General features: G+C 63.1%; 25 protein-coding genes and 2 pseudogenes. 10 read left to right on the top strand and 17 right to left on the bottom strand.

Annotated elements, in window-relative coordinates; genetic code table 11:
• Window positions 1–46: 46 nt before the first annotated feature.
• The gene (locus FJ964_RS24155) at window positions 47–1,147 is read right to left on the bottom strand and encodes a four-carbon acid sugar kinase family protein (RefSeq protein WP_140552715.1); all 1,101 of its coding nucleotides are present in this window, start codon (window positions 1,145–1,147) and stop codon (window positions 47–49) included.
• Complete coding sequence (locus FJ964_RS24150) at window positions 1,134–2,033, bottom strand: DeoR/GlpR family DNA-binding transcription regulator (RefSeq protein ID WP_318013085.1); 900 nt, start codon at window positions 2,031–2,033, stop codon at window positions 1,134–1,136. The genes FJ964_RS24155 and FJ964_RS24150 overlap by 14 nt, the downstream gene beginning before the upstream one ends.
• A 261-nt stretch (window positions 2,034–2,294) precedes the next feature.
• On the opposite strand from FJ964_RS24150, the gene FJ964_RS24145 reads away from it, so the two are divergent.
• The 4 genes and pseudogenes from FJ964_RS24145 to FJ964_RS31490 form a co-directional block, all read left to right on the top strand.
• Window positions 2,295–2,711, top strand: a complete 417-nt coding sequence (locus FJ964_RS24145) for a DUF1403 family protein (protein ID WP_318013087.1) — start codon at window positions 2,295–2,297, stop codon at window positions 2,709–2,711.
• Between the two features lie 29 nt (window positions 2,712–2,740).
• Complete coding sequence (locus tag FJ964_RS24140; RefSeq protein ID WP_140552714.1) at window positions 2,741–3,667, top strand: LysR family transcriptional regulator; 927 nt, start codon at window positions 2,741–2,743, stop codon at window positions 3,665–3,667.
• A 225-nt stretch (window positions 3,668–3,892) separates the two neighbouring features.
• Entirely contained in the window at window positions 3,893–4,207 is a 315-nt protein-coding gene (locus tag FJ964_RS31495) for an iron-containing alcohol dehydrogenase (RefSeq protein WP_224713361.1), read from the top strand.
• Window positions 4,156–4,526: pseudogene (locus FJ964_RS31490) on the top strand (aldehyde dehydrogenase family protein); the annotation flags it as partial. The gene FJ964_RS31495 and the pseudogene FJ964_RS31490, both read left to right, overlap by 52 nt.
• 94 nt (window positions 4,527–4,620) lie before the next feature.
• Here FJ964_RS31490 and FJ964_RS24125 read toward each other — a convergent pair.
• Window positions 4,621–6,360: an FAD-dependent oxidoreductase gene (locus FJ964_RS24125; RefSeq protein WP_140552763.1), complete on the bottom strand. Its 1,740-nt coding sequence runs from the start codon at window positions 6,358–6,360 to the stop codon at window positions 4,621–4,623.
• A 381-nt stretch (window positions 6,361–6,741) separates the two neighbouring features.
• On the opposite strand from FJ964_RS24125, the pseudogene FJ964_RS24115 reads away from it, so the two are divergent.
• Window positions 6,742–6,908, top strand: a pseudogene (locus FJ964_RS24115) (IS66 family transposase zinc-finger binding domain-containing protein); the annotation flags it as partial.
• 50 nt (window positions 6,909–6,958) lie between these two features.
• On the opposite strand, the gene FJ964_RS24110 reads toward FJ964_RS24115, so the two are convergent.
• The 9 genes from FJ964_RS24110 to FJ964_RS24070 form a co-directional block, all read right to left on the bottom strand.
• Entirely contained in the window at window positions 6,959–7,609 is a 651-nt protein-coding gene (locus FJ964_RS24110) for a prepilin-type N-terminal cleavage/methylation domain-containing protein (RefSeq protein ID WP_140552713.1), read from the bottom strand.
• Window positions 7,606–7,974, bottom strand: a complete 369-nt coding sequence (locus tag FJ964_RS24105) for a prepilin-type N-terminal cleavage/methylation domain-containing protein (RefSeq protein ID WP_140552712.1) — start codon at window positions 7,972–7,974, stop codon at window positions 7,606–7,608. The genes FJ964_RS24110 and FJ964_RS24105 overlap by 4 nt, the downstream gene beginning before the upstream one ends.
• Window positions 7,971–8,447, bottom strand: a complete 477-nt coding sequence (locus tag FJ964_RS24100; protein ID WP_140552711.1) for a hypothetical protein — start codon at window positions 8,445–8,447, stop codon at window positions 7,971–7,973. Before FJ964_RS24100 ends, FJ964_RS24105 begins: the two co-directional genes overlap by 4 nt.
• A complete protein-coding gene (gene gspG / locus FJ964_RS24095) occupies window positions 8,428–8,868 on the bottom strand; it encodes a type II secretion system major pseudopilin GspG (RefSeq protein ID WP_140552710.1) in 441 nt (146 codons plus the stop codon). The genes FJ964_RS24100 and gspG overlap by 20 nt, the downstream gene beginning before the upstream one ends.
• Window positions 8,869–8,880: 12 nt before the next feature.
• Window positions 8,881–10,086: a type II secretion system F family protein gene (locus FJ964_RS24090; protein ID WP_140552709.1), complete on the bottom strand. Its 1,206-nt coding sequence runs from the start codon at window positions 10,084–10,086 to the stop codon at window positions 8,881–8,883.
• A gap of 123 nt (window positions 10,087–10,209) precedes the next feature.
• Window positions 10,210–10,701 (bottom strand): hypothetical protein, encoded by a 492-nt coding sequence (locus tag FJ964_RS24085; RefSeq protein WP_140552708.1) that lies wholly within the window; start codon window positions 10,699–10,701, stop codon window positions 10,210–10,212.
• Complete coding sequence (locus FJ964_RS24080; protein ID WP_140552707.1) at window positions 10,698–11,309, bottom strand: GspMb/PilO family protein; 612 nt, start codon at window positions 11,307–11,309, stop codon at window positions 10,698–10,700. The genes FJ964_RS24085 and FJ964_RS24080 overlap by 4 nt, the downstream gene beginning before the upstream one ends.
• The gene (locus FJ964_RS24075; RefSeq protein ID WP_140552706.1) at window positions 11,306–12,373 is read right to left on the bottom strand and encodes a PilN domain-containing protein; all 1,068 of its coding nucleotides are present in this window, start codon (window positions 12,371–12,373) and stop codon (window positions 11,306–11,308) included. Before FJ964_RS24075 ends, FJ964_RS24080 begins: the two co-directional genes overlap by 4 nt.
• 160 nt (window positions 12,374–12,533) lie before the next feature.
• Complete coding sequence (locus FJ964_RS24070; protein ID WP_140552705.1) at window positions 12,534–14,336, bottom strand: IlvD/Edd family dehydratase; 1,803 nt, start codon at window positions 14,334–14,336, stop codon at window positions 12,534–12,536.
• 202 nt (window positions 14,337–14,538) lie between these two features.
• On the opposite strand from FJ964_RS24070, the gene FJ964_RS24065 reads away from it, so the two are divergent.
• The 4 genes from FJ964_RS24065 (at window position 14,539) to FJ964_RS24050 (ending at window position 19,652) form a co-directional block, all read left to right on the top strand.
• Complete coding sequence (locus FJ964_RS24065; RefSeq protein ID WP_140552704.1) at window positions 14,539–15,816, top strand: Re/Si-specific NAD(P)(+) transhydrogenase subunit alpha; 1,278 nt, start codon at window positions 14,539–14,541, stop codon at window positions 15,814–15,816.
• Entirely contained in the window at window positions 15,816–16,241 is a 426-nt protein-coding gene (locus tag FJ964_RS24060) for an NAD(P) transhydrogenase subunit alpha (RefSeq protein ID WP_140512858.1), read from the top strand. The genes FJ964_RS24065 and FJ964_RS24060 overlap by 1 nt, the downstream gene beginning before the upstream one ends.
• Window position 16,242: 1 nt before the next feature.
• Window positions 16,243–17,640, top strand: coding sequence for an NAD(P)(+) transhydrogenase (Re/Si-specific) subunit beta (locus FJ964_RS24055; RefSeq protein ID WP_140550320.1), 1,398 nt, complete (start codon window positions 16,243–16,245; stop codon window positions 17,638–17,640).
• Between the two features lie 368 nt (window positions 17,641–18,008).
• Complete coding sequence (locus FJ964_RS24050; RefSeq protein ID WP_181172599.1) at window positions 18,009–19,652, top strand: GspE/PulE family protein; 1,644 nt, start codon at window positions 18,009–18,011, stop codon at window positions 19,650–19,652.
• 75 nt (window positions 19,653–19,727) lie between these two features.
• Here the strand turns inward: FJ964_RS24050 and FJ964_RS24045 are convergent, their stop codons facing one another.
• From FJ964_RS24045 to FJ964_RS24025, 5 genes are all read right to left on the bottom strand, one after another.
• Window positions 19,728–20,456: a DUF3299 domain-containing protein gene (locus tag FJ964_RS24045; RefSeq protein WP_140552702.1), complete on the bottom strand. Its 729-nt coding sequence runs from the start codon at window positions 20,454–20,456 to the stop codon at window positions 19,728–19,730.
• Entirely contained in the window at window positions 20,453–21,709 is a 1,257-nt protein-coding gene (locus FJ964_RS24040; RefSeq protein ID WP_210243385.1) for an ABC transporter permease, read from the bottom strand. Before FJ964_RS24040 ends, FJ964_RS24045 begins: the two co-directional genes overlap by 4 nt.
• The gene (locus FJ964_RS24035) at window positions 21,706–22,431 is read right to left on the bottom strand and encodes an ATP-binding cassette domain-containing protein (RefSeq protein ID WP_140552701.1); all 726 of its coding nucleotides are present in this window, start codon (window positions 22,429–22,431) and stop codon (window positions 21,706–21,708) included. The genes FJ964_RS24040 and FJ964_RS24035 overlap by 4 nt, the downstream gene beginning before the upstream one ends.
• Before the next feature lies 1 nt (window position 22,432).
• Complete coding sequence (locus tag FJ964_RS24030; RefSeq protein ID WP_140552700.1) at window positions 22,433–23,014, bottom strand: DUF2796 domain-containing protein; 582 nt, start codon at window positions 23,012–23,014, stop codon at window positions 22,433–22,435.
• Window positions 23,015–23,969: 955 nt separating this feature from the next.
• Complete coding sequence (locus tag FJ964_RS24025; RefSeq protein WP_140552699.1) at window positions 23,970–24,779, bottom strand: IclR family transcriptional regulator; 810 nt, start codon at window positions 24,777–24,779, stop codon at window positions 23,970–23,972.
• A gap of 212 nt (window positions 24,780–24,991) precedes the next feature.
• Between FJ964_RS24025 and FJ964_RS24020 the strand changes: the two genes are divergently transcribed.
• A complete protein-coding gene (locus FJ964_RS24020; protein WP_140552698.1) occupies window positions 24,992–25,282 on the top strand; it encodes a DUF1330 domain-containing protein in 291 nt (96 codons plus the stop codon).
• The last annotated feature ends 132 nt before the right edge of the window (window positions 25,283–25,414 follow it).

The following is a 25,414-nucleotide window of genomic DNA, read 5'->3' as shown; positions in this document are numbered from 1 at the left end:
GACAAGCAGGGCGGATGTGGCGCCGCTTCGCCGGCGACTGTCCTGATCAGGAACGCGCGAGAGCGGCGAGCCTGCAGAGCAGGGCGCTGTCACCGAACGCGCCCGATTTCGAAATCGTGGCCAGTCCTTCGAAAATGCCGCCTTTGATGACGGAAACCGGCAGCCCCGGCTCAATCTGGCTTTCGACCGTGAGTTCGACGGCGCCCAGGCTGTCGCACACCGACCGCAATGTTTCGCCGCCAGTGACGAGCAACGTGCCGGGCCTTGGCAGGCCTTCGAGAAGCGAGGCAAACACCTTGCCGATATGATCCGCCACCGCGTGGCGATCACCCGATGCGGCGACGCTGACAATCGAAGGTGCGCCTTGCATCATCCGTTCCGCCAAGCGCTTTTTCGCTTTGTCGATGTCGCGTTCGATAACGATATGCGCATCCGCATGCCGGGTGGCAAAGAGGGCCACCTGTCCCGCAGTGACCTCATGATTTGTACCGACAAGGCCCAGGAACGGCGCGGATAACGCAAGTGCAGGCTCCTGCGGCGCTTTCATCTGCCGTGCGAGCGCAGCCGCCAAGCCGCCCGTACCGACCCACAACGTCCGGCCCTCCGACATTCCGGCCGTTGCGACGATCTTGTCCAGGTCCGTGTCCGTTTCGGCGTCGTAGAGCGTGATGAAATGAACCGGGCGTGCCCCCGGTGTTGAACGCCCGGCCGAAAAGCGCTGGCCGAGTTCGGCGAGGAGGTCGGGACCTACCATTTCGGGCCGATCGAGACGCCATTGGCGTCCGACGCGCGTAATGCGCCCCTGAAATGGGAAAGCAGGCGCCAGCACAACGCGCTGGTACGTCTCCTTGACGATGCAGGCTTCTATTTCGGCGATAACGTGACCGCGCAAAAGGCTATCGATCTTCTTGAAACTCAATTGTCCGGCGGCGAGCCATGGCGCGAGCGCCCGGTGCCTCGCGACGGCCGTCGCCTCGGCGCCCTCTCGTGTGGCGACATCGACAGCCATGCGCTGCGAAAACGGACCGTCCAGTCGCCAGCTCACCCCAATACCGTGGCCGGGCGATGCGAAGGAAACCGCGCTGTCCAGGGCGCCGGTCAGGTCGTCGGCTACGACCCGGATATCCACGCCCTCAAGAGCGCTCAACTGAAGAACCTGGACGGTTGACGCGCACGACGCGGACGTTCACATCGAGCGTCCGAAGATTGGTGAGGTGAGCTTGATCGATGCCCTCGTCGGTGATGATCTGGTGGATATCGGCCAGACGGCAGATGGTGCAGAAATTAGGGGCAGTGAACTTCGAATTGTCCGCAAGCACGACCACACGGCGCGCCGCCGCGATCATCGCCTGCTTCATCGCCGCGACCTCCAGCGAGGTCTCCGTGAGCATGTCCCCGGTGATGGCATGCGTCCCCAGGATGGCCACGTCGGCGTGGATGGTTCGCAGGAAATTCTCGCCGGGTTGGCCGACCAGGGTCAGAGAGCCTGGCTTGCAGGTGCCTCCCAGCATGACCAGGCGCACTTCCGGCACGGTTGCAAGTATCTGCGCGATCGCAAGGCTGTTGGTGACGGCCGTAAGCGGGATAGGCGCCGCGGCGATGGCGCGGGCGACCTCCAGCACGGTCGTGCTTGCGTCGAAAATGACACTTTGGCCGGCGCGAAGTTCCGACATCATGGCGGCGCCGATGGCCTCTTTCTCGGCCCTGGCGAAATGCGCCGCAGTGGCGAGATCCGGCTCGAAGGTGGCGAGTTCCGTGCGTTGAAGCATCGCGCCGCCATGCGTTCGCTCCAGTGCTCCCTGCCGTTCAAGCGTCTCGAGATCGCGCCGGATGGTCGAAGGCGATGCGCCGATGAGGTCGATGAGTTCCTGGACGCCTACGGCTCCTTGTCGTTTGAGGCATTCGAGAATGAAGGCATGACGCTTGGCCGGAATCAAATCGACCCGCCCGCGCCCGCCATCGTCTTCCCATGATCCGGCGGACGCCGAGGGCGCCATGTCCTCCACCGCTGATTTCCGGACATTCCTTGCCACGTTTGTATCTCCGCACGGTGCCGCAAACGCGCTCGCCTGAATCACGGCGAGCGATGTCCCGCAAATATCACGAATCCATCCAGCGAGCCCAATCGTTTGTCATTTTTGGTGGGCGAATTCCATCGTTTTTGGCTTCAGTGGAATTATTTGACTGATTTTGACCGCATGTGCTAATCAAATGTGGTCAATCTTGGTCGGGAGAGATTGAAAAACCGAGCAGTTTTCGTCAAAAACTTTTCTGCGGCGGTAACGGCGCGGCAAATGGGGCGTGTAGAAGATGAAACGGCGCTTCATGATGCCGTTCTGCTGACGCGACCTGGAGACGACGTCGGTCCCGCCGGCCGAATGCTGTTGGCTTGGCGCTGGCTGGCAACTCGGCCGGCGGAGGATCTTTTGACGAAGGCGAGCCTAGTCGGAGTTCTCGATGTCTTGGGGCTTGCCCGGGATGACGAGACGGCGGCCGACTTGGCAGACGAGCTTACGCATCTTGCTGCGACCCACGGCTGTCGGAACGATGATCGGCGCCTTCGAGGCCGTCGAGCGCCGAGGCCTTTCACGCACTTGTCGGGTCCTGGTTCGCCGACGCGCTGTTGGCACAGCGGCTGGGTTGACCGCACGCGGGTCCCGGGTGGCGAAGCCGCCAATGATCTTCATTTGAAATCCTTGCGGGCGATGTGATCTCGGCATAACATTCACGCACCCCAAGCATGACCCCACCGCTCCACTCGATCATTTCCAGGCTCCACCTGAAACAGCTGCGGCTCCTGGTCGCGCTAGGCGAGCACGGCTCGCTCCTGAAGGCCTCGCAGCAGGTCGCGTTGACGCAACCGGGCGCGAGCAAGGCATTGCAGGAAATCGAGACGACCTTCGGCACGCCGCTGTTCGTTCGCACCAATCGGGGCCTTGAGCCCAATGCCGTCGGCCATTGCGTCATCCGCTATGCGCGCCTGATCCAGACGGATCTCGCGCACCTGCGCGACGAGATCGTCGGAATCATGCGTGGCCAGGGCGGGCGGGTGGCGGCCGGCGTCATCATGGGCGCGGTGCCGCTGCTCACCGATGCCATCTCCGCGCTCGTTGCGCGGCAGGCCGACTTGTCCGTCGAGATCGTCGAGGACACCAGCGCCGCCCTGCTGGCCCAGCTCGACGCCGGCCGGCTCGACCTGGCGGTCTGCCGCACGACCATCAGCCAGGCGCCGCAGGTCTACGACAGTGTGAAGCTCCAGGATGAAACGCTCGCGGTGATCGCGAACGTCGGCCATCCGCTGCGGCACGCGAAGAAGCTCACCCTGCAGGAGCTGGCGCCATACCGATGGGTGGTATACCGCGCGAACATGCCGATGCGGCTCTTGCTCGAACGCGAATACCGCGATTGCGGGATCCGGTTCCCGCAGCACCTGCTCGAGACGACCTCCGCTTTTGCGACGCTGGCGCTGCTGCAGGCCAACCCGTCCTTCGTGGCCCTGGTGTCGATCGAAGTCGCGCAGTTCTTCGCGCACCGGCAGATGACGCGCATCCTGCCGCTGGCCCTGGCGTCGCGAAGCGAGGCCTATGAGCTCGTCACCCGCAAGGGGGCGTGGGTCCCGCCCGCCGCCAAACTGCTGATCGACGAATTGCTCCATCGCCAGTCCTGAGCATCAGGTGGGCGCGACCGCGCCGGTCAGCGCTGTATCCGCCAGGCCGTCGCCGTCGCCCTGAAAAAAGCATCGGAAGCGGCCTGTGGCGGTGATCTCGGCCGGTTCGTGTGCTATAACCAGCGCTCATTGCACGGCTCTCATCAACTACATCACCCAGATCCAGTTCGAGTTCGGCACTGACCCTGGGCCTGCCGCAGCGCTGACGGCGGCTACCGGGATGCCATCGCACCCTGCATCGAGACCTTCCTGTCGCCCGCCTTCAATCCGCCGGCGGGCGGCATCGCGCTCGATGGGCTGAGGCGCGGCTGGCGCAACATAGAGCGCGCAACGCGCCAGCCCGGCGACCGCGACGCGCGGCTGAACATGATGAGCGCGTCGATGCAAGGCGCGCTGGCGTCCCAGAAGGGGCTCGGGTGCGTGCACAGCCTGAGCCACTCGCTCGGCGGCATCGATCTGCGGCTGCATCACGGCACGTTGAACGCGATCTTCCTGCCGGCCGTGATTGCATTCAACGGGAAGTCACCCGCGAGCCCGTAGGCGTCGTGAGCCTGATCACGCCCTGGAACTCCCCCATCGCGATCCCCGCCTGGAAGATCACCCCGGCCCTGGCCTGCGGCAACGCCGTGGTACTCACGCCGGCCGATCTCGTGCCGGCAGCGCCTGGGCCATCGCCGACATCCTGCACCGCGCGTGCCTGCCAGCGGGAGTGTTCAACCTGGTGATGGGCCGCGGCTCCGAAATGGGCCGGGTGCTGCTGCACGACAAACGCGTCAACGCGATCAGCTTCACCGGCTCGGTGGCCACCGGCCAGCGCATCGCGCAGGCCTGTGTCGCGCGCATGGCCAAGTTCCCAATGCCGCCGGTGCTGGGATCACTGGCCAGGTCCGAGGAACAATAGTCCCGCCGGACCGTGAGGCCTGGCGGGACTATCGTTGAGAGCTGTAGTCCTGCTAATACGAACTGGAGGCTGCGTGCCTTCCTGCGATGATGCCCTGAGAGAGAGCTCGACCGTTCCCGTGCTGACTGAATCCGCCAGCAGCTTCGCCGGCGGCGTAGAGGCCGGGAATCACCTGAGAGGCATAGTCGAGGACCTGGCTTGAGCCGTTGATGCGCAGGCCGGACCGGGCGTCGTGGATCACCGGCGTCGACCAGGCGGCATAGAAGGGGCCCCGTTGGATCTTGTATTGCGGTGTCGGTTTGCCGAAGTCGGCGTCGGCACCCGCGTCAACAAAGCTGTTGTAGCGCGTCACCGTGTTGACCAGGTTGCTTGCCGGCATGGGAACACGCTGATACGGCATGACGATCTTCTGTGCGAGTTCCTCCAGCGTGTTTGCCTGGAAGAAGAATCCATCAGGATCGACGAAGGGCGGCGCCACAGTCCATCTCTGGCGGGCCACGGCATCTGCATCGAAGATGGCCCAGATCGGGCCACCGCCGTTGTGGCCGTCGCCGATTCCAGCCAGAGCGGCGTTGATCCAGTTTTGTGGGTTGTATGTGATGTTCTTGGCGTTCAGGTAGCTGCCCTGAGTGTACGGGTTGACCGAGCCAGCGCTGTTCGTCCCGAATTGACCTCCCGTTTCGTCGTAGAACCGCCTCCCGATCATGTTTACGTGGATAACGTTCTGGTTGTTGACGTTGGCTAGTCCCGAAGCTTTCGCAAGGTGGAAGACAGGGCTATTGGGCCCCCACTGTAGGAACGAGTAGTTGTACCGCGTTCCGATGGCGGTTGGCTTGGTGATGTTAGTGCCGAACTCTCCAGTCTGGTTGTACGTGCCCGCGAGGGACGCGCCGACATTCAGCCCTGCGAGTATGCCGCTGGCATCTTGGAAGGAATAGGGCTCGCCAGCGACGCCGCAGTACTCCGCGGTGAGCCGCGGGTCGAACTGTCGGCGGTATTCCACATTCCCGTTTCCGCCGCCACTCGCGATCACTACGCCCTTGCGTGCATGAATGTTAACGAGGCGGCCTTGATTAGAGGCTACGACCCCGACCACGCCCGCTTTCGTCCGGAGCAGCGACTCCAAACGGCAATTCAGCAGGATCTTCACGCCACGCGCCTTTGCCGCGGCCTCCAGCGGATATATGAAGCCGGGTCCTTGAGACGTCGTCCGCTGCTGGCTTGCGGCTACCGGCAAGCCGGTCCGGACCGAGACGTAGTTCATGATCGCCGTATGCATCATACGGTTCACCGAGTTGCCGACCTCATTGCCGCCGACATTGTCGGGCGTGGATTTCGTCCACACGACGCCATGGCGGACCAGGAAGTTGTAAAGGTCGACGTTGACGTCGGCAAATGCCCGGATCAGCTCGCGATCGTTATAGCGGTAGCTCGGAAAGCCGTTCGCCTGGACGATGGACCAGTCGGTGAGGTCGCGATACAGGAGGTCTGGCGAGTCCGCGATGCCGGCCGCCATCTGGGCAGCGGTTCCGCCTCCCAGGGGAATGTTGCCTGAGCTGACGATGCCACGTCCCCCGATGTGCGGTTGCGCTTCGAGGACAATAACCGACGCGCCGGCCTCTGCGGCGGCGACTGCGGCCCCGAGGCCCGCCGAGCCGCAACCCACAACGACGATATCGGCTACGCGCGGGTCCGCGGCATTGGCAATGCTCGGCTGCAATATGCTGCTGGCCACCCCTGCGGCGGCGATTCCGGCACCGGCCTTCAACAATGAGCGTCGGCTGACTGTCATTACGTTCTCCTCCTGATATTTCTAGACCAGCGCATTCGGGCCAGCGCATTCGGGATTGCATGAATCTCAGCCTGAACAGCGAAACTCATTAGTCGTGATCGTCGTAGAGACTTTGGCCGACCGGAGTATTGCAGCATTCGCTCGCGCGACAACTGAGAAGATGTGATCTCGGTATAACATTTACGCAACCCAGGCATGACCCCACCGGCCCCACTCGATCATTTTCAGGCTCCGCCTGAAACAGCTGCGCTCCTGGTCGCGCTGGGCGAGCATGGCTCGCTCCTGACGGCCTCGCAGCAGGTCGCGTTGACGCAACCGGGCGCGAGCAAGGCATTGCAGGAAATCGAGACGACACCCGGTCCAGCATTTCGGTCTCCTTCCTGCTGCGGCTCGATAAACTGTCGAAGCTGGGCGAGGACATCACAGAGACGTTGGAGGTGGTTCCGCGGCAGTGGAAGGTGATCCGGACGGTGCGCGAGAAGTTCTCGTGCCGTGAATGCGAGAAGATCACGCAGCTGCCGGCGCTTTTCCACGTGACGCCGCGCGGCCGGACGAGGAGGTTCTTGCCGACCCCTGCCGTGGTACAGCCCTTCGAAGTTCAGAAGCCGATGCCGTAGCGCTGCAGACACGTCGCGAGCGCGTCAGCCGCGCCGCAACGCGCGGGCAGCTCGACGCGCAGCCGCGCATAGGCCCATTGCCGCCAGGGACGCGGAGAACTGCCGGATATCTCGATGCGCACGAGTGACGGCATGCGGTTGGTGGTTGTCCATTCGGGGCTGAGCGCGCCGTCCGGCCCGGCATAGCTGAACGAAAGCTTCAGATCGCCGCGCACCAGCGGAAGATCCTCCCCGCCCCCGTCCATCATGTGATCGCGGCGGGCACGAATGAGGGCCCCGTCGGCTCCGGCCCGACCCATCGAATAGGTGATGTCATCAACTCCCGCCCGCGGCTCGTAGCCGAGCGCCGGGCGCTCGAAGGTGACCTCGTCGGCATGGCCGGTGAAGCGGATCGCAGCGGCTCCTTCGGGGTTGGAATAGCCGGGCTGCGCCGCCTCCAGATCCTCGACCATCCGGTCGAGAATCACCGCCACCGTGTCCTCCTGCCCGCCTCTCGCGATCATCCCCTGCCATTGGCGCAGCCAGGTTCCGGTGTAGAATGCCAGCCCGCCAAACAGCATCGTCGCAAGCACCAGCGAAGCCAATGCCTCGATCAGCGTGAAGCCGGCCCGAGCGCTGCGTTTCCTCCTCATTGCCGCTTGCCGAGGCGCACGGTCTGCATCGCGTCGTCATCCGATCCGTCGGTGCTGCGAACGGTGACGGAGTAAAGCTGCCATCCGGCCCGAGCCAGCGCAGCGCCGCGTTCGAAGCGGTACGGTTCCACGATGACCGTGAAGTCTCCGATCACGCGCCGGCCCGTTCGCAACGGGTTAAGGGTCATCGCCGCCGCCATGGCAGCCTGCATGCCGACACGGCGTTCGGTCGATCGTTCCAGACCCGCGAATGCACCTGCGCTGCCCGTGATCATGCGCGCGATCGGAACGATCAGCAGCACGGCGACGGCAAGCGAGGCTAGAACCTCGATCAGCGTGAAGCCGCGTCTGTGCCGTGCTGTCATTTCGGGCTCATTTCCACGCGGCCGGTCAACCAGTCGACGCGCAGTTCGATCTCCCGGCCGCTGGCGGACAGTGTCATGACGCCCCCACACGACCGTCCGTCGGCAAGGAAGCGCAAGGCCCTGGTTCCGCCTCGTATGGGACACCGGTCCGACGTGACCCAGTTCATGGCCACCCCATCCCTGATCGAGATCGGATTGGCGCCATCCACCTGGATGCGTTTGTTTCCCGGATCGACCCTCACGTCGGCGACGCTGCCCGTGGTCAGCGCCTTCGCTCTGCCCTTGCGGAACTCCCCGCTGACGCGAACCGCCTCGCCAGAAAGCTCGGCAGCCCCGATGCTTGAACGCGGGCGCGGCATCAGCACGAAGGCCGCGAGGGCGACGATCGCAAGCGCCGCGACCACGTCAAGCAGCACGACACCGCGCTGCGCCCTTTTGCGGTTGCTGTTGCCCTTAGGGCTGGGCGGACACATTGGAACCGCGCCCACCAGGCCCGTCGGTGGTGATGTTGAACGTCTTTCCGTCGCTTGCGTATCTGTATTCATGGCCCCACGGATCGGTCGGAACGGTCTCTCCGCGAACGTATGGCCCGTTCCAGACCTGGATGGTCGAGGGCTTGCGAATCAGGGCTCCCAGGCCCTCGGCCTGCACCGGATAACGGCCGACATCGATGTAGAAGATGTCGAGCGCGCTGGAAAACGCCTCGATCTGAAGCTTCGCCGCGCGCACTCGCGAGTCGGACAACTGCGCGAGAACACGAGGACCGACGAGCGCCGAGATCAGGCCGATGATGGCCAGCACGACCAGCATCTCGATCAGCGTAAAGCCCGCCCTGCGGCGCCGGGCACGCTTGCCCTGTATGAGATTGGGACCAACTGCGATATGAACGCTCATGCAAACAGCCTCCTAGCGGACCATGTCGTTGAAGGACATGAGGGTGGACATGATCGACACGATCATACCACCGATCAAGATACTGATGGTTGCCACTGCCGCAGGGCCGACAAGCCCGACGATACGGGACAGCGAACGCTCCAGCCGCACTTCATAGAAGTCGGCGACACGATAGGCCAGCCCTGCGAGTTCGCCACTTTGCTCGCCGAGCCTCAACATGCGTACCGCCAGCGGGGGAAGCTGAAGAATCTCAAGCGCATGGCCAAGCCTATTCCCCTGCCTCAGCGCGTCGGACGCCTGCTGCGCGCGGGCCCGCGCGGCCTCGCCGTGGTCGATGGTATCGCTGATGAGCTTGAAAGCCACAGGAACCGCCACGCCGGTCTCGACCATGATGCCCAGTAGACGGGCGAAGCGCCCCGTCCGATAGCTCCCCGGTATCTCCGACAGAAGCGGAAGTTTCTTGGCGAAACCCCAAAGCCATGCCCAGAGAAGGCCCCGCCGCGCCGCCACGAAACCCAGCAATACGAGTATCGAAGCCGCAAGCAAAAGGACCAGCCCATAAGCGCGCAGGAAATTCGAGACCGCGAACATCACCACCATCAGCGTGTCCTTCTTGCCGCTCTGCATGATCATCGGTTCGAACTGAGGAACGACCCCCACCAGAAAGAACACCAGTACGCAGATCGTGCCGGCAAACAGGACTGCCGGATACCGCAGCGCCTCGCTGACTTTGGCCTGCAATGCCTCGAAATGCTGGCGCTCCTGCACGATGCGCGACAGGAGGGTGGGTAACTTGCCGGAGGTTTCCGCGACACGAACCATGGCTACCTGGAACGCCGGGAACAGAGCGGGCCAGGCTTCCAGCGCTCTGGAGAACGAGTTGCCCGACGCCAGGTCGGTGCGAATGCCGGCAACCACGGGCTGAAGCCTGCCGCTGTCGAATTCCTTTTCCATGATCGCCAGCGCTTCGTCGATCCGGATCCCCGCATTCAGCATGATCGACAAGTCGGAGAGCAGCCGCGTGACCTGCGCCGCCGGTATCCGGGTCGAAAACAGCGGTGCGCGCGATGCTGACTGCCTCTGCTCGACACTTACCGGGATCAGCCCGCGCGCCCCGAGCTTCTGGACGGCATCGTCGGAATCGGACGCATCGATCCGCCCGAGTTCGAGACGACCCTCGCCATTCAAAGCCTTGTATGCGAATGCCGTGGAGACCATGGAGGCCAAATTTCCTAACTGTACGCCTCTACTGGAGACGTTCGTTCCTGATTGCTGTCTGTAAAGAGACGCGCTCCATTGATCCCTGCCGGAGCCTCGGAATGTGCGACCGCTCCATTTGGATCAACCCCCTGAAGGCGTGGGCACCGGCTCTTCCGGTGGCAACATTTGTTCACCGCTTGCCTCATCCGAAAACCGCAGCGAGGCGCGCCCTCCCGCTCCATCGAGCTTGACTTCAAACTGGCCGACTGCCTTCAGGGTCCAGCCTTCCCGGCTTTCCCCCGTGCGCAGCGTGAAGGCCGCCAGTTCGGCTGGGGTGGTGAAGGTCGCGCTGTTGAGCCTTTCCGACCGCACGATGCCAACCAATTGCCAATCGGGCGCCGCGGCAGGCGGCGGCTCGGGTTCCGGCTCGGGCGGCATGACAACAGGTTCCGGCTCGGCGGCGGCGAACGGGATCGGGGCAGTCCGGTTCGGCGAGAACAGGGGCCGATCCCGAAGCGCCGCATAGTCGCTCACCGGGCGTTTCCTTATCGGCAGCGCTTCCGTACCGAAGGACAGGTTCGAGGAGGCCGCGAATGCGGCGAGCATGAGGGTCGCGCGCAGCAGGGGCATCATGACTGGGGTCCCTTCTCCCGGAAGGCCGACAGCGTGACGTTCAGCGACAACGGCCGATCCATGGAACTCGAGGTCTGATCTCCCCCCGACAGATCAACTTTTCGGTTCAACCGAAGCCTGAAGCTATCAACGACCATAACGGGCGAACCTGCCTCGATGGCATACATGAGGTCGGGCAGCGATTGCTCCATAACCTCGATATCGGCAGTTAAACGAATGCGCTCCAAAGACTCCAACTGAGGATCGCCTATATCGGCGACCTGACCGTCGGCGGGAACATCGACGCGCCGGATAACGGCGCCCACGCGTTCCACGCGGTTGGAAAGCAGACGCTGGAATTCGGCCGAGACGAGCCCACTGGTTTGCGCATCGAGAAGAATCTTGCCCTCGCCGGGATCCAGGACCTGGTTCGCGCCTTGGGGAACCGGGGAAGTGGACGCCTTGCTTTCGAGCAAGGCGGTACGTCCCTCATAGAGCGCCAGCGCGCCCGCCTCCGCGCGCCAGGACAGCAGCGTATCGGCGACGAGCACAAGAGCTCCGACGACCAGCAGGGCCATGACGACCAGGGATTGAAGCCGCGTGTCGCGCCACAGGGGTGTCGTCCTCATCGCAGCGAACCTCCCGTGCGGATGAGCGGGCGGGTGTCGACCTCGAACTCCGAGGTAACGCCATCCTCGCCGCGCAGGGCCGATCCGACCAGCTTGCTGTCTTCGAAGCGCCCCGACGATTCCAGCGCGGTGAGCACTTCGGGTACATCCATTGTCCGGCCCGAGAGACGCATGCGCCCATCGGTGAAGGACACCTCAACGGCATAGGAATGCGTCGGCAAAACCTCAGCCAGATCGTTTAATGCTCCCAGCGCGCTTATCGCGTCGTCCTTGATATTCAGCGCCTCCTGCTCCGGCGCTGTTTCAGCCTTGTCCGGAGTCGCTGCCAGCGCGATTGCCTGTCGCGCCTTCTCGGCCCGGATCTCGACGGCGGCGCGGCGCTCGGCATAACTGTTCTGGATCATCGGCCGCGCTGCCAGAGCCGCGACGACAGCGACCAGGCTTACGCCCAGAGCTCCGGCAAGGACAACCTTTATCCGGCTACGCGCGCCGGCGACCCGGCGCCGCTGTGTCAATACTTCCACGGCATCGCCTTCCGGAAACGGCGCCGAGATCACGACCTGGCGGGCTTCGGCCACATTCAGGCAGGCCAAGGCGGCAGCGACACGCGACCTCGGAACGATCGCGACGGCGACGGTGATCTGCCGCGTCTCACGGCTGATCCCGAGGACCCTGTGGCCGAAATAGATATCGGAAGCAGGCAATGGCGAAAGCGCGCCCATCCGCGACGTAACGATGCCTTCGACATGGCTGGCAGCCTCCATCGGCAGTTCGATCCGGCGCGCGATCACCCAGCTCGCCGGGATGCCGAGATGGACCGCCTTTCCATTCACCGCGGTGCGCAATGCGGCCGGCGCCTGCGTGTCTGGAGAAATCGATATCAACAGGGGTGCTGACGGCTTTCGGCTGGTCGCCGGCTCGATTTCAAGCGCGCTCCCATCGTCCGCGAGCCGCGCGACCACGCGGCTGCCGGATTTGACGCGCGCGAGTTCATCCAGCAGGGAGGCCGGTCCCGCGATCCAGTCATCGATGCCGCGGATCGCCGCGCTGAAAGGATAAGCCATTCCGGTCAAACCCCAGAGCAGAAGTCGGCACCGGATCTGGAGTTCCGTCGCCCGCGTGAATACAAATGATAGCGCATCTTCAGGCCCTAAATTCCAGATCAGTCGCAGTTCTTCGCCAATCGAGCACCGACCTTGAACGCAAACCAAAGTAGGAACCGTCCTAATGATTGTCGCGCGGCACGCCGCTGGTGACGGCGATGTTCTGGTACTTCACCGCCGGCTTCAGAACCATTCCCTCGGACAACTGGTCAACCATTGATCGCTGGATCTCCTGCCAGGGTGTCTGATGCTTCGGATATGCATAGCCGCCCGCGTTTTGCAGGTCGACGCGACGGCGCTTGATCTCGTCGTCCGACACGAGGATGTCGGCGGTCCCCTTGCGCAGGTCGATGCGTACCCGGTCACCCGTACGCAGTAGCGCAAGGCCACCACCGACGGCTGCCTCGGGCGAGGCGTTGAGGATCGATGGAGAGCCGGAAGTGCCGGACTGACGGCCATCACCAATGCAGGGAAGCGAGTGGATGCCCGCCTTCAGCAGGTAGGCCGGCGGCTGCATGTTCACGACTTCGGCGCCGCCCGGATAACCGACTGGGCCGGCTCCGCGCATGAACAGGATGGTATTCTCGTTCAGACCGAGTGAGGGATCCTCAATGCGACGGTGGTAGTCTTCCGGACCGTCGAAGACGACGGCGACGCCCTCGAAGGCATCGGGGTCTTGCGGATTTGACAGATAGCGGTCGCGAAACTCCGGCGAGATGACCGATGTCTTCATGATTGCGGAATCGAACAGATTGCCTTTCAGGTTGATGAAGCCGGCATCCTTCCTGAGCGGATTGGCCACCGTACGGATGACCTTGCCATCGAGATTCTCCGCCGCCGCGCAATTGTCGCCGATCGTGCGCCCGTTGGCGGTCATGGCTCCAGGGTGCGGCAGCAAGCCGGCCTTCATCAGCTCTGCCACCACGGCCGGCACACCACCCGCATGATGATAGTCCTCGCCGAGATATTCACCGGCCGGCTGGAGATTTACGATCAGCGGAACGTGGTGACCGACCTTCTGCCAGTCATCGACGGTCAGCGACACGCCGAGATGCCGCGCGATGGCGTTGAGGTGGATCGGCGCATTGGTTGAGCCGCCGATGGCAGAATTGACGACAATGGCGTTCTCGAAGGCTTCCCGAGTCATGATGTCGGAGGGTTTCAAGTCCTCGCGCACCATGTCGACGATGCGCTTGCCGGTTTGGTAGGCGATCTGGCCGCGCTCGCGATAGGGTGCTGGAATGGCGGCGGAGCCCGGCAACTGCATGCCGAGCGCCTCGGCCAGCGAGTTCATCGTCGTCGCCGTGCCCATCGTGTTGCAGTAGCCGACGGACGGCGCCGATGAAGCGACGATGTCCATGAACTGGTCGTAGTCGATCTCTCCTGCCGCCAGCCTTTCGCGTGACTTCCACACGACCGTGCCGGAGCCGGTGCGTTCGCCCTTGTGCCAGCCGTTCAGCATCGGGCCGACGGACAGCCCTATGGCTGGAATGTTGACGGTCGCCGCGGCCATCAGCAGCGCCGGGGTGGTCTTGTCGCAGCCGATGGTCAGCACGACGCCATCCAGCGGATAGCCATAAAGCAACTCGACGAGAGCGAGATAGGCGAGGTTGCGGTCGAGCGCGGCGGTGGGCCGCTTGCCTGTCTCTTGGATCGGATGGACCGGGAATTCCAGCGGTGCACCGCCGGCGGCCACAATGCCGTCGCGCACGCGCTTGGCAAGCTCGATATGATGCCGGTTGCAAGGCGACAGGTCCGAGCCTGTCTGGGCGATGCCGACAAGCGGCTTTCCGGACTGCAGTTCTTCGCGGGTCAGCCCATAGTTCAGATAGCGTTCGAGGTAGAGCGCCGTCATGCCGGGATTGTCCGGATTGTCGAACCACTCGCGCGAGCGCAGCCGCTTCGCACCATTGGTCTTGGACATTTACACCTCCCAGAACCGCCGTTTGGCCATCGATATGGCATCGGCAATTGTCGAACAAGTACCCTCAGTCGGATATCTGGACAAATTGCCCATTCTGTGGATTCAGATATGTGGACAAGTTGCCCATTTTGTGGATTGTAGTAAGATTTGAACGATACGGCAACCGCGCATATGCGCCGCGTGCCGGGGAGGGTAGCCAAGCGTGAGTCGGATCATCTTCATTCCCGCCGAGGGCGGCTCGGGCGAACCCCGTGTCGCGGCCTCGCCCGATACGGTGAAACGGCTGGCCGGCCTGGGTCTTGAGGTGATTGTGGAGGCCGGTGCCGGCACGCGGTCGCGCATTCCCGATGACGAGTTCGCCAAGGCGGGCGCTTCGATCGGCAAGGCCGGCGATGTGGGCAGGGCCGACGTGGTGCTGAAGGTGCGCCGGCCGACGGATGCGGAGCTGAAGAGCTACAAGCGCGGCGCGGCGGTCATCGCCATCATGGATCCCTACGGCAATGATGCTGCCGTCGCGGCGCTGGCCAAGGCCGGGGTGACGGCGTTCTCGATGGAATTCATGCCGCGCATCACGCGCGCTCAATCGATGGACGTCCTGTCCTCGCAGGCCAACCTTGCCGGCTACCAGGCGGTGATCGACGCGGCGGCCGAATACGATCGCGCGCTGCCAATGATGATGACGGCGGCGGGCACTGTTCCTGCCGCCAAGGTGTTCATCATGGGCGTCGGCGTCGCCGGCCTGCAGGCGATTGCCACCGCGCGCCGGCTGGGCGCCGTGGTCACCGCGACCGACGTTCGCCCCGCCGCCAAGGAACAGGTCGCCTCGCTGGGCGCGAAGTTTCTCGCCGTCGAGGACGAAGAGTTCAAGGCGGCCGAGACATCAGGCGGCTACGCCAAGGAAATGTCGAAGGAGTACCAGGCCAAGCAGGCGGCTCTGACCGCCGAGCACATCGCCAAGCAGGACATCGTCATCACCACGGCGCTGATCCCCGGCCGTCCGGCGCCGAGGCTGGTCTCGGCTGACATGGTCGCCTCGATGAAGCCGGGCTCGGTGATCGTCGATCTAGCGGTGGAGCGCGGCGGCAATGTCGAGGGCGCCGCGGCAGGCAAGATCGTGACGACGGCCAACGGCGTCAAGATCGTCGGCCATCTCAACGTGCCGGGCCGCGTCGCGGCCTCCGCTTCGCTGCTCTACGCCAGAAACCTTTTTGCTTTCCTCGAGACGCTGGTCGACAAGGCGACGAAGACGCTTGCCATCAAGCGCGACGACGAACTGGTCAAGGCGACCATGCTGACCGACGGCGGCAAGATCGTCCATCCGGCCTTCGCCAAGGCCGACCAGCAGCCGCCAAAGGGCCAGTATATCGAACCGCCCGCGATCCCGGCCAGCACAATGGTCGCCGATGCTTCGCCCGCGCCCAAAAAGCCCAGGAAGACCGCCGCATCCAAATCCTCGCCCAAGTCGAAAGGCACAGCGTGATGGATCAGACCTTGCAGAAAGCCCTCGACCAGCTCGACCAGGCAAGCGCTGCCGTCCGGCTTGCGGTGCAGAACCTGGCGAATGCTCCCGGCGGCGCCGAGGCGGCCGGTGACGCCGCGCACGCGCTGTCGGGCGGCGCCATCGATCCCTTCGTCTTCCGCCTGGCCATCTTCGTGCTGGCGATCTTCGTCGGCTATTATGTCGTCTGGTCGGTGACCCCTGCGTTGCACACGCCGCTGATGGCCGTCACCAACGCCATCTCCTCGGTCATCGTCGTCGGCGCGCTGCTTGCCGTCGGCATTGCCGCCTCGGGCGTCGCCGCCGGCTTCGGCTTCGTCGCGCTGATGCTGGTGTCGGTCAACATCTTCGGCGGCTTCCTCGTCACCCAGCGCATGCTGGCCATGTACAAGAAGAAGGACAAGTGACGTGACCGTCAATCTCGCCTCCTTCCTCTATCTGGTTTCCGGCATTCTCTTCATCCTGGCGCTGCGGGGCCTGTCGCATCCGACAACCAGCCGGCAGGGCAATCTCTACGGCATGATCGGCATGGCCATCGCCATCGCCACCACGCTGGCGCTGGCAACCCCGTCGGCCGGACGCTTCGGCCTGATCGTGCTCGGCCTTGCCATTGGCGGCGGCGTCGGCGCCGTCACGGCCAGGCGCATCGCCATGACCTCGATGCCGCAACTGGTCGCCGCCTTCCACTCGCTGGTCGGCCTTGCCGCCGTCATGGTGGCGGCCGCCGCCATCTATGCGCCGGAAAGCTTCGGCATCGGCACGGCGGGCGACATCCACGCCCAGGCGCTGGTCGAAATGAGCCTCGGCGTTGCCATCGGCGCCATCACCTTCACCGGCTCGGTCATCGCCTTCCTGAAGCTTGACGGGCGCATGTCCGGCAAGCCGATCATGATCGGCGGCCGCCATGTCATCAACATCGCGCTTGGCATCGCCTTGGTCGTGCTGATCGTGCTCCTGGTCTCCACCGAATCCAAGCTCGTCTTCTGGCTCATCGTTGCCGCATCGCTGGTGCTGGGCGTGCTGCTCATCATCCCCATCGGCGGCGCCGACATGCCGGTCGTGGTGTCGATGCTGAATTCCTATTCCGGCTGGGCGGCGGCCGCGCTCGGCTTCACGCTCGGCAATCTGGCGCTGATCATCACCGGCGCGCTGGTCGGCTCGTCGGGCGCCATCCTGTCCTACATCATGTGCAAGGGCATGAACCGTTCCTTCATCTCCGTCATCCTCGGCGGCTTCGGCGGCGAGACGGCGGCTCAAGCCGATGACGGGATCGAGCGCACGGTCAAGCAGGGCTCGGCCGACGATGCCGCCTATCTGATGATGAACGCGCAGAAGGTCATCATCGTGCCGGGCTACGGCATGGCCGTCGCGCAGGCGCAGCATGCGTTGCGCGAGATGGCCGACAAGCTCAAGGCCAACGGCGTCGACGTCAAATACGCCATTCACCCCGTGGCCGGCCGCATGCCCGGCCATATGAACGTGCTCTTGGCCGAAGCCAACGTGCCTTACGACGAAGTGTTCGAGCTCGAGGACATCAATTCCGAATTCGCGCAGGCCGACGTCGCCTATGTCATCGGCGCCAACGACGTCACCAACCCGTCCGCGCGGGACGACAAGAGCTCACCGATCTACGGTATGCCGATCCTCGACGTCGACAAGGCGCGCACCTGCCTGTTCGTCAAGCGCTCGCTCGGCTCCGGCTATGCCGGCATCGACAACACGCTGTTCTACAAGGACGGCACCATGATGCTGCTCGGCGACGCCAAGAAGATGACCGAGGAAATCGTCAAGGCCATGGATCACTGAGATTGATACGCCCAGCAAGGCGATGAAGCGGGAAGGGCTCCAGCCACTCCAAGCCTGCTCATTCCAACGCGGCGCAGTCTGCCTTTGCGGCTAAGATATCTTCCTCGGCCGAAGCGGCCCTCCGCTACGATCGTCACGGTCGAAGGGCATGGGCTCTTGACACCTATACCGCACAGCCTTCTGGTCTGGCGCAGCTTTCCGGGGAACCGCCCGATCCGGAATCGTATGTCAGGCAGACCGCTCTGCGGACTAGGCCGACAGCCGGATTCGGCATGCGCAAGCCGGCGTCCATTGTGCTCAAGGGTCAAGTGCGACAGGTACGTTCAATGAACCCAAAGCTTACAGACTTACACTCGCTCTTGCCGTCCATGGCCGATGCCGGACTGGCGAGCCGCGAGGCTACGCGGGGCCTTTTCGGTGAGAGCACGGCCTCGCGAGCCTCCGACCTGCACCGCCTGATCGAAGCGCAGATCGTCGATGCCGATGCCCTCGCAGGCTTCCTGTCGTCCTACTATAGCGTGCGGCTTCTCGACCGGCAGCAGCTCGCTGACTACAGGCCCGTCGCGCAGAATCTCTCAAACCGATTTCTTGTGGAGAACTGGATCGCGCCGCTCACGGCGCCTGACGGGAGCGCCGTCATAGGGGTTCTCCACCCCGGAGACGCAGACCCGATAGAGGCGCTGCGATCCATTCTCGATGGTGACGTCGAGGTCTGCGTGGTTCCCGCACCCGACTTGGAATCCTGCCTGGAACGCCTTTCCGGCACCCAGGATGTTGCCCAGGCCACCGGCGAAGGAGCAACCTCCGAAGCGGCTATCGCAAGCCTGCGGGATCTCGCGAGCGGCGCGCCGGTTGTGGTTGTCGTCGACGACATCTTCCGGCGCGCGCTCGATCTGAGGGCAACCGACATCCACCTCGAACCGATGCGCGGACGGCTCGTGATGCGTTTCCGCATCGACGGCGTCTTGCGGATCATGCCTCCGCCGCCGCACGAAATGGGCGATGCGATCGTGTCGCGAATCAAGGTTCTCGCCGGCCTCGACATCACCGAGCGCCGCAAGCCTCAGGATGGTGCTATGCGCCTTCCCATCGGCGACCGCGAAGTCGAACTGCGCGTTGCCACCCTCTCCTCCATCCATGGCGAGACCGTCGTCATGCGCATCCTGCACCGCGACAGCGTCCTGCTGGATTTCGCTGGCGTGGGCCTGCATGAGGAAGAACGGCAGACGCTGAACCGGCTCCTTGAGCACACCCACGGAATGATCGCCGTCGCCGGCCCGACCGGCAGCGGCAAGACGACGACGCTCGCCGCCGCGCTCTCGAAGCTAAACGATCCGGGCCGCAAGATCGTGACCATCGAGGATCCCGTCGAGTACCAGATTCCCGGCATCGTGCAGTCGCAGATCAACTCCGCGATCGGCATCACCTTCTCATCCGCGATCCGGACGTTCGTGCGACAGGACCCCGACGTGATCCTGGTCGGCGAGATACGTGACGGCGAGACGGCACGGGCCGCCGTCCAGGCAGCGCTCACCGGACACCTCGTTCTCACCACCGTCCACGCGAACACCGCTGCGGCGGCCTTCACGCGTATGCGCGACCTGGGTGTCGAGACCTATCTTCTGGTCGGCGCCGTACGAGGCATCATCTCCCAGCGCCTGTTGCGGCGGCTCTGCGATCACTGCAAGCAGGAAGGAATTCTTTCGACCGAGACTTTCTCTTCCGACTCGCGCTACCAGGCTGTCGGGTTCTCCCAGGGCCAGAAAGTGTTCAACGCAGTGGGCTGCGGCCGTTGCAACGGCACGGGGTATCGAGGCCGCATCGCCGTGTTCGAGATACTGGTCCTCGAGGAGGCTATCATCGAGCTCGCTTCCCAAGGAGCAGACCACTCCAGGATCGAAGCGCTCGCGCTGGAGCGCGGCATGAGCACGATGGCGCATGACGGTGCCAGGAAGGCAGGGCAAGGTCTCACCTCGCCGGCGGAGGTACTCAGGGTCACCGGGTTTCGCTAAGCGAATCCGTCCGCGGGTGTGCTTGCCTCTGATCTGCGGACTGGCGGTTGGAAAATCCTGCGCAGCCCTTGGTCACTATTGCCCGCCGCCCTCGTTTTCATAGGGCTCGATGCTCTCGCCCTCCAAAACATAGCCCGAAGCAACGGCGTCTGAACCGTCGACGAAGGAGAGGTCTTTCTTTTCGGACTGCACCCGCATAGTGCCCGTTATTCGAACGCCCTCGAACAGGCTCGCAGGCGCGAACGGAGCGGATGACTTTATGTAGATCACCTGGTTCGGCGGCGGTGGCGGCTCATGGATGCACGCACCGAAATAGGGGACAAGCAGGAACTCCGTCGTGCCTTTCGGATCGAAATCCAGCGGCAGAAGATATCCGGCGATGGCTACCCGCTCGCCGTCATACTTCTGCTCGGTAAGGGTTCCGCGCCTCTCGACCTCCGTGGCCCAGGCTACGTATCGTTCGTAGAGCGCATCAAGATCGACGCCCCGCTTTGCAAGTTTCTCCCTGTCGGCGTCGACCCTCTTCTTGGCTTCCTCGCGCTGGAGTGCGAACTCCTCGCTCAACTCGCCCGACGGGTGACCTTTCCAGTAGAGGACATTTCTCAATGCCTCCTGCTGCTCGAAAGGAAGTTCGTCCGGGGAATTTGCCAGCGATTCGGACGGCGGGACAAGCATCTCCCATTTCAGCTGGGCGGGCCCCACGCTATATGCCGCGCCGCAGCCAAGGCCCAAGACCGCGAGCATGAGCGCGATGCTGTGGAACATCGATCTCGCGTTGCGGAGGAAAGTTCTTCGGGTCTTCATGTTCTCACCATCATGCCGTTTGCGAGGGACATCCTGTAGGCGCGATGGGCAGGCAGAAAACCGGCCGCCATTCCGCCGATCAATATTGCCAATAGCAACAGAGCATCGGTCGTGGATGGAGGCTGAATGCCGATGTCGATGCCGAACTGTCTGTCAATAAGCGGGCGGGCCGCCGCCAGGACCGCATAAAGTGCCGCCGTCCCTATTGCGATCCCCGCCACTGTCAGCAGTGTCGCCTCTCCGACAAGAAGTCCTGCAACCGTGCCGGGCTTTGCCCCCAGCGAGCGCAATATCGCGATCTCACGCCGTCGCTCGTTGAGCGTCGACAGGATCATCGCCGACAAACCGAGCATCGAGGTCACCACGACCATCGCGGAGACGCCAAGCAATGCGGTCTCGGCGGTGGCGACCAGTCTCCACATCTCCTGCAAAGCGACCCCGGGCAGCACAGCCGAAAGAGGCTCGGCCCTGTATTCGTTCACCGCGCGCTGGAATCCGATGACTTGCAGGCGCGACTTCAAGCCGATGATCGCGGCGGTTATCGCCTTCGGAGGAAGCGACATCTGCCGCAGACGGTCGGCCGTCGTAACTTGCCCTGGGATCCGTGAACCAGACCGCCAGTCGACATGAATGGCCTCGACAGCCTTGAGACTGACATGGAGGGACTTGTCCACAGGCGTGCCGGTGCGTGCCAGAATGCCGGACACGCGAAACGGGAGGTCGTCATGCTGCGGCCCAAGGGAGCCCGCGCCATGCGCGACGGTGATCTTGTCGCCGATGGAATAGCCAAGCCGGCTCGCGACGTCCGAGCCGATGACGACATCGAAGAGGTCATCGAAGGGGGCGCCAGCCGCAAACTTCAAGGACTGGCCGCCGCGATACCGGAAGTGCACAAAATAATCCGGAGTCGTCCCGATGACGCGAAAGCCGCGATGGCTGTCGCCAAGTGAAAGCGGAATTGCCCAGGCGACCTCCGAGCGCGAAACGATATCCTGGTAGCTGCGCCATGTAACGTTGTTGGTGGCGTTACCGATGCGGAACACGGAGTAGAGAAGGAGTTGCATGGCGCCTGACCTCGCACCGATGACCACATCCGCGCCCGACACGGTCCCGGCAAAGCTGCCTCTTGCGCCGCTGCGCACCTTTTCGACACCGAGCAGCAGCATGACGCTGACGGAGATCGCAAGAATCGTCAGCAGCACCGTGATCCAGCGGTTGCTCAGGGACTGGAAGGCAAGACGGGCGACGATCATTTCTTGTCGCTTTCTCGTTTCGACTTTGCCAGGATGTCGGTGAGCTGGACCACTCTGGTGAAATGTCGTGCCAAGCGTCGGTCGTGACTGACCATGATCAGAGTTGCCTTGGTGGCGTCGATCTGGCCGAACAGCAGGTCGAGAAAATCCTGCTGCCGATCGTCGTCGAGAGCCGAAGTCGGCTCGTCGGCGACAACAATATCGGGGGAGCCGATGAGCGCCCGCGCCGTGGCGACACGTTGCTGCTGACCGACGCTCAAGGTGGCCGCCGTCTGCTGCCCGATATCCGCCGGAAGCCTCAGGGCCGATAAGAGGCGCCGGGCTTCGCTCTCCGCGCCGCCCGCAGCCGTTGCGCGGGCGCGACGTTCCGGTGCGAAGCTGAGCGGTAACAGCACATTGTCGATGACGGCGCCGTAGGGAAGAAGATTGAACATCTGAAAGATGATGCCAAAATGTTCCGCCCGAAACCGATCGCGCCCGCTGCCGCTCAATTCGTCAAGCCGTTGCCCGAGGACTTCTAAGCGCCCAGCTTGCGCCAACGCGATGCCTGTCAGCAAGCTGAGGAGCGTCGACTTTCCGCTACCGGATGCGCCAAGCAGCAGAAGACGCTCCCCGCGGGAAACTTCGAACTCGCCGATTGAGAGGCAAAACGGATCTCGCGCGTTCCACCTGTATTCGACGCCGTGCAAGCGCACGGCGTCTGTCGCGGCTTCCGCGTTCATCTCATCTCTCCAGATAGCGCGCCTCGCGGGACACCTCAAAAGCGGTCTGTCCATTGGCATCGACGACCGTCACGCCGAGTTTCCCGGATCCGGCGAAGCGATCGAAGAAGGGGAAGTCGAGCCACGAGGCCTGGGCAGTATCCGCGCAGGCGAGAGCATAAGTTGCTCGGAACTCGGTGTGATGGGCCTCGTGCTCTTCAGAACCCGCGGCCTCACCGGCCTCCGCCGTGGCATGGTGGTCCTCATGTTCCTCCGCGACGACTTTGACGTCGGCGGAGGTGACGGTGCACCCTGCGGAGTCGGGCAACGCGAAGAGCTTCAAGGGTTCCTTAAGGTCGGCGAGCGCGGTCTCGACGGCGCTCTTCTGCTCTGCGGTTTCAGCTTCGTGCTCAAACCCGACAATATCCATGCCGGGGGCAGCGAGCTCCATCTGAACATTGTTGGCCTCGAAAGCGATCGCCAATGTCCCGTGTCCATGGACATGTGGTCCAAGCTCTCGACGATCTTCTTCTGCGTGCGCCGTCGAAATAACAATAAACATGCCAGCGCCAAACAACGTCCCGGTGTGGTGATGCAATCCCATCTCTGTCTCTCCAGGTCGATATGATCATAGCCGCCATCGACAAGCGTCGGCGCGTTGCGCGACCGCGAGAAGCGGCAGCTCAGCGATCCATTCAAGCTCGCGGAGGGCCGCGGATATCGTAGTGTGAAGAGAGTTCTATGGTGTCCGGGCGCGCCGCGGTCGCGACCCAGTCGATCTTGTAAAAGGTGAGCTCGGAAACGACATGAACTGCCGGAGGCGCCGGCAGTGCGGCTCCCATGGAGCCGATGATGCATATGTCACAATGGCCCTTGTCGTCGTGGTGCCCCGACGCGGGCCCTTCTCCGGATCGTGCGAGCAACCGCTCGAAGCTGGATAAGAGCAAGCCGTTTCTATGCGTCGGGCCATCGATGTGTCCGAAAGCAAATGCCATATGGAAAAGCACGCCAAGCAATGTCACGCAGGCTATCGCCTGAGATCGTCGCAGCCATTCCGGCACAGTGAGTTCGCCTGGTGTCATCCTGCAAGATGTCCTGGTTCAAGACATGTGAGGAGGCCTTCGGGGCGCGCCGCTGAAGGTCTTGAGATACTCGGCTTAGTTGATTCGTCGAGAGCGTCGCGTGGCCTGTGACGGTCGTAGCGATGGGCGAAGGCATCGACGAAGGGCTGCCGCTTGTCGATCTGGTGCGGCAAGTCTCGCGGCAGGACCGAAGCGACGACTTCGAGGTGTGCGTCTGGCTTTTCCTCTCGCTTCTTGCCAATGGCTGCTGGCACGGTGGCCTCCCAATCCGCGAGCATGTCCTCGAGGCATGCTCCAACAAGCTTGTTATGGGTCCCTTCGGGCCTGCCTGCCGGGTTTCCGGACTGACATGGCTTGAAAGGCCCCCAGGACTGTTTCGGTGCTGTTGGGTCAGCCATCTTCCTCAGCGTCGAATGATAGCGATGTCGTTGAAGTGGTAGGTCGATGGTGGCGATGGACGCGGTGGCGCGCCCGGCGCTACACCATCCTGGACAATTCGACACTGATCTGTTTCGCCGTTTGACGCACCAGCCTTGCGCAGAGCTCGTGGCGCCGCGCGTCGTGCCGATACACGGGCATGCTGATACTTACCGCTCCGATCGGTTCCCCCGAACGATTGAAGATCGGGCTGCCGAGACAGCGGATATCCGGTTCGTTCTCCTCGTCATCGAACGCGAACCCTTGCTCGCGCGTCCGCTTCAACTCATCGAACAGCGCTTCGGGTGTCGTGAACGTCTTGGCGGTATGGCGTCTCAGATCCAGGCTCTTGATGACTTCCATCAGCCGCTGGTCTGGTAGACCAGACAGCCACGCCTTACCCACGGATGTCGAGTGAAGTTCAACCTGGCCGCCAATGCTGGTTTTCATCTGAACCCTGCTGGAGCCCACCAACTTGTCTATGTAGACCATCCGGTTGTTGCTGGGCACCGCAAGGTGCACCGCCTCATCCGTTGCGTCGCGGAGCGAAACCAGAAAATCCCTAGCGATCGTCCGCAAGTCCGAGTCCTCCCAGGTCTTGGCAGCAAGCTGGAGGAGGCGCGGGCCCAAGCGGAACGTTCCACCCTCTCCCGACTGCGTGATGAGGCCCTCCGCCGTGAGCGCCGAAACCAGGCGGTAGACCGTCCCCCGGGGAAATGGCGCGCACTTTGTCAGTTGCGCAATGTCCAATGCTCCGGGGGCATCCGCGATGATCTGCAGAACAGTGATGAACTTCGAGAACGAGGCCGCTCCCTGTACGTGAGTAGGAACTCTCTCGTCGGCTTCGTCCTGGAGCTCACTTAGGCCCATGGCGCATCTCCTTGCAAGCTTGACAACGAAACATGGTGGTACTACACGGTTTTGGACAAGCTGTCCATATTGTAGTCAGCGTTCGTAGCTCCGGTTCTAACCGTGTGATCGAGGAGGATCAACGGCCAATGCACTTGTGGCGAATTTGAACGCATCGGGACGTCCGTATCTTCCAAGAGAGGGTACGGGAATTTCTGTGGGAGAGGAAGCAGATGACCAAAAAAGGATACTGGGTTGCAATGGTCGATATTGCGGACCAGGAGGGCTATAAAGAATACATTGCCTTGAACAAGGCAGCGTTCGACAAATACGGGGCGTCCTTCGTCGTTCGCGCGGGAATGAGCCAGGTCATGGAAGGCCCTCACGCGAACCGCCTGGCGGTCATCGAGTTCAAGGACTACGAGACCGCTCTCGCCTGCTACAACTCTCCAGAGTATCAAACGGCGATCAAGGCCCGCGAGAAGCATGCCAAGGCACATCTGGCCGTGGTGGAAGGTGTCTGACACCGGAAGCTCGCCCGGGACCTCCTGTCATACTGGTTGGAGGGATCGGTGCCTTTACCCCTGCGCTGTTCGACCGGATGAGCAGGACAGGCCTTCATCACGCGATTGGGTGTTTCTGCCTCGTCAGCATGC

This window comes from Mesorhizobium sp. B2-3-2, from assembly GCF_006442295.1.
Taxonomy (GTDB): Bacteria; Pseudomonadota; Alphaproteobacteria; order Rhizobiales; family Rhizobiaceae; genus Mesorhizobium.
This window is presented reverse-complemented; position numbering and strand designations above follow the sequence as displayed.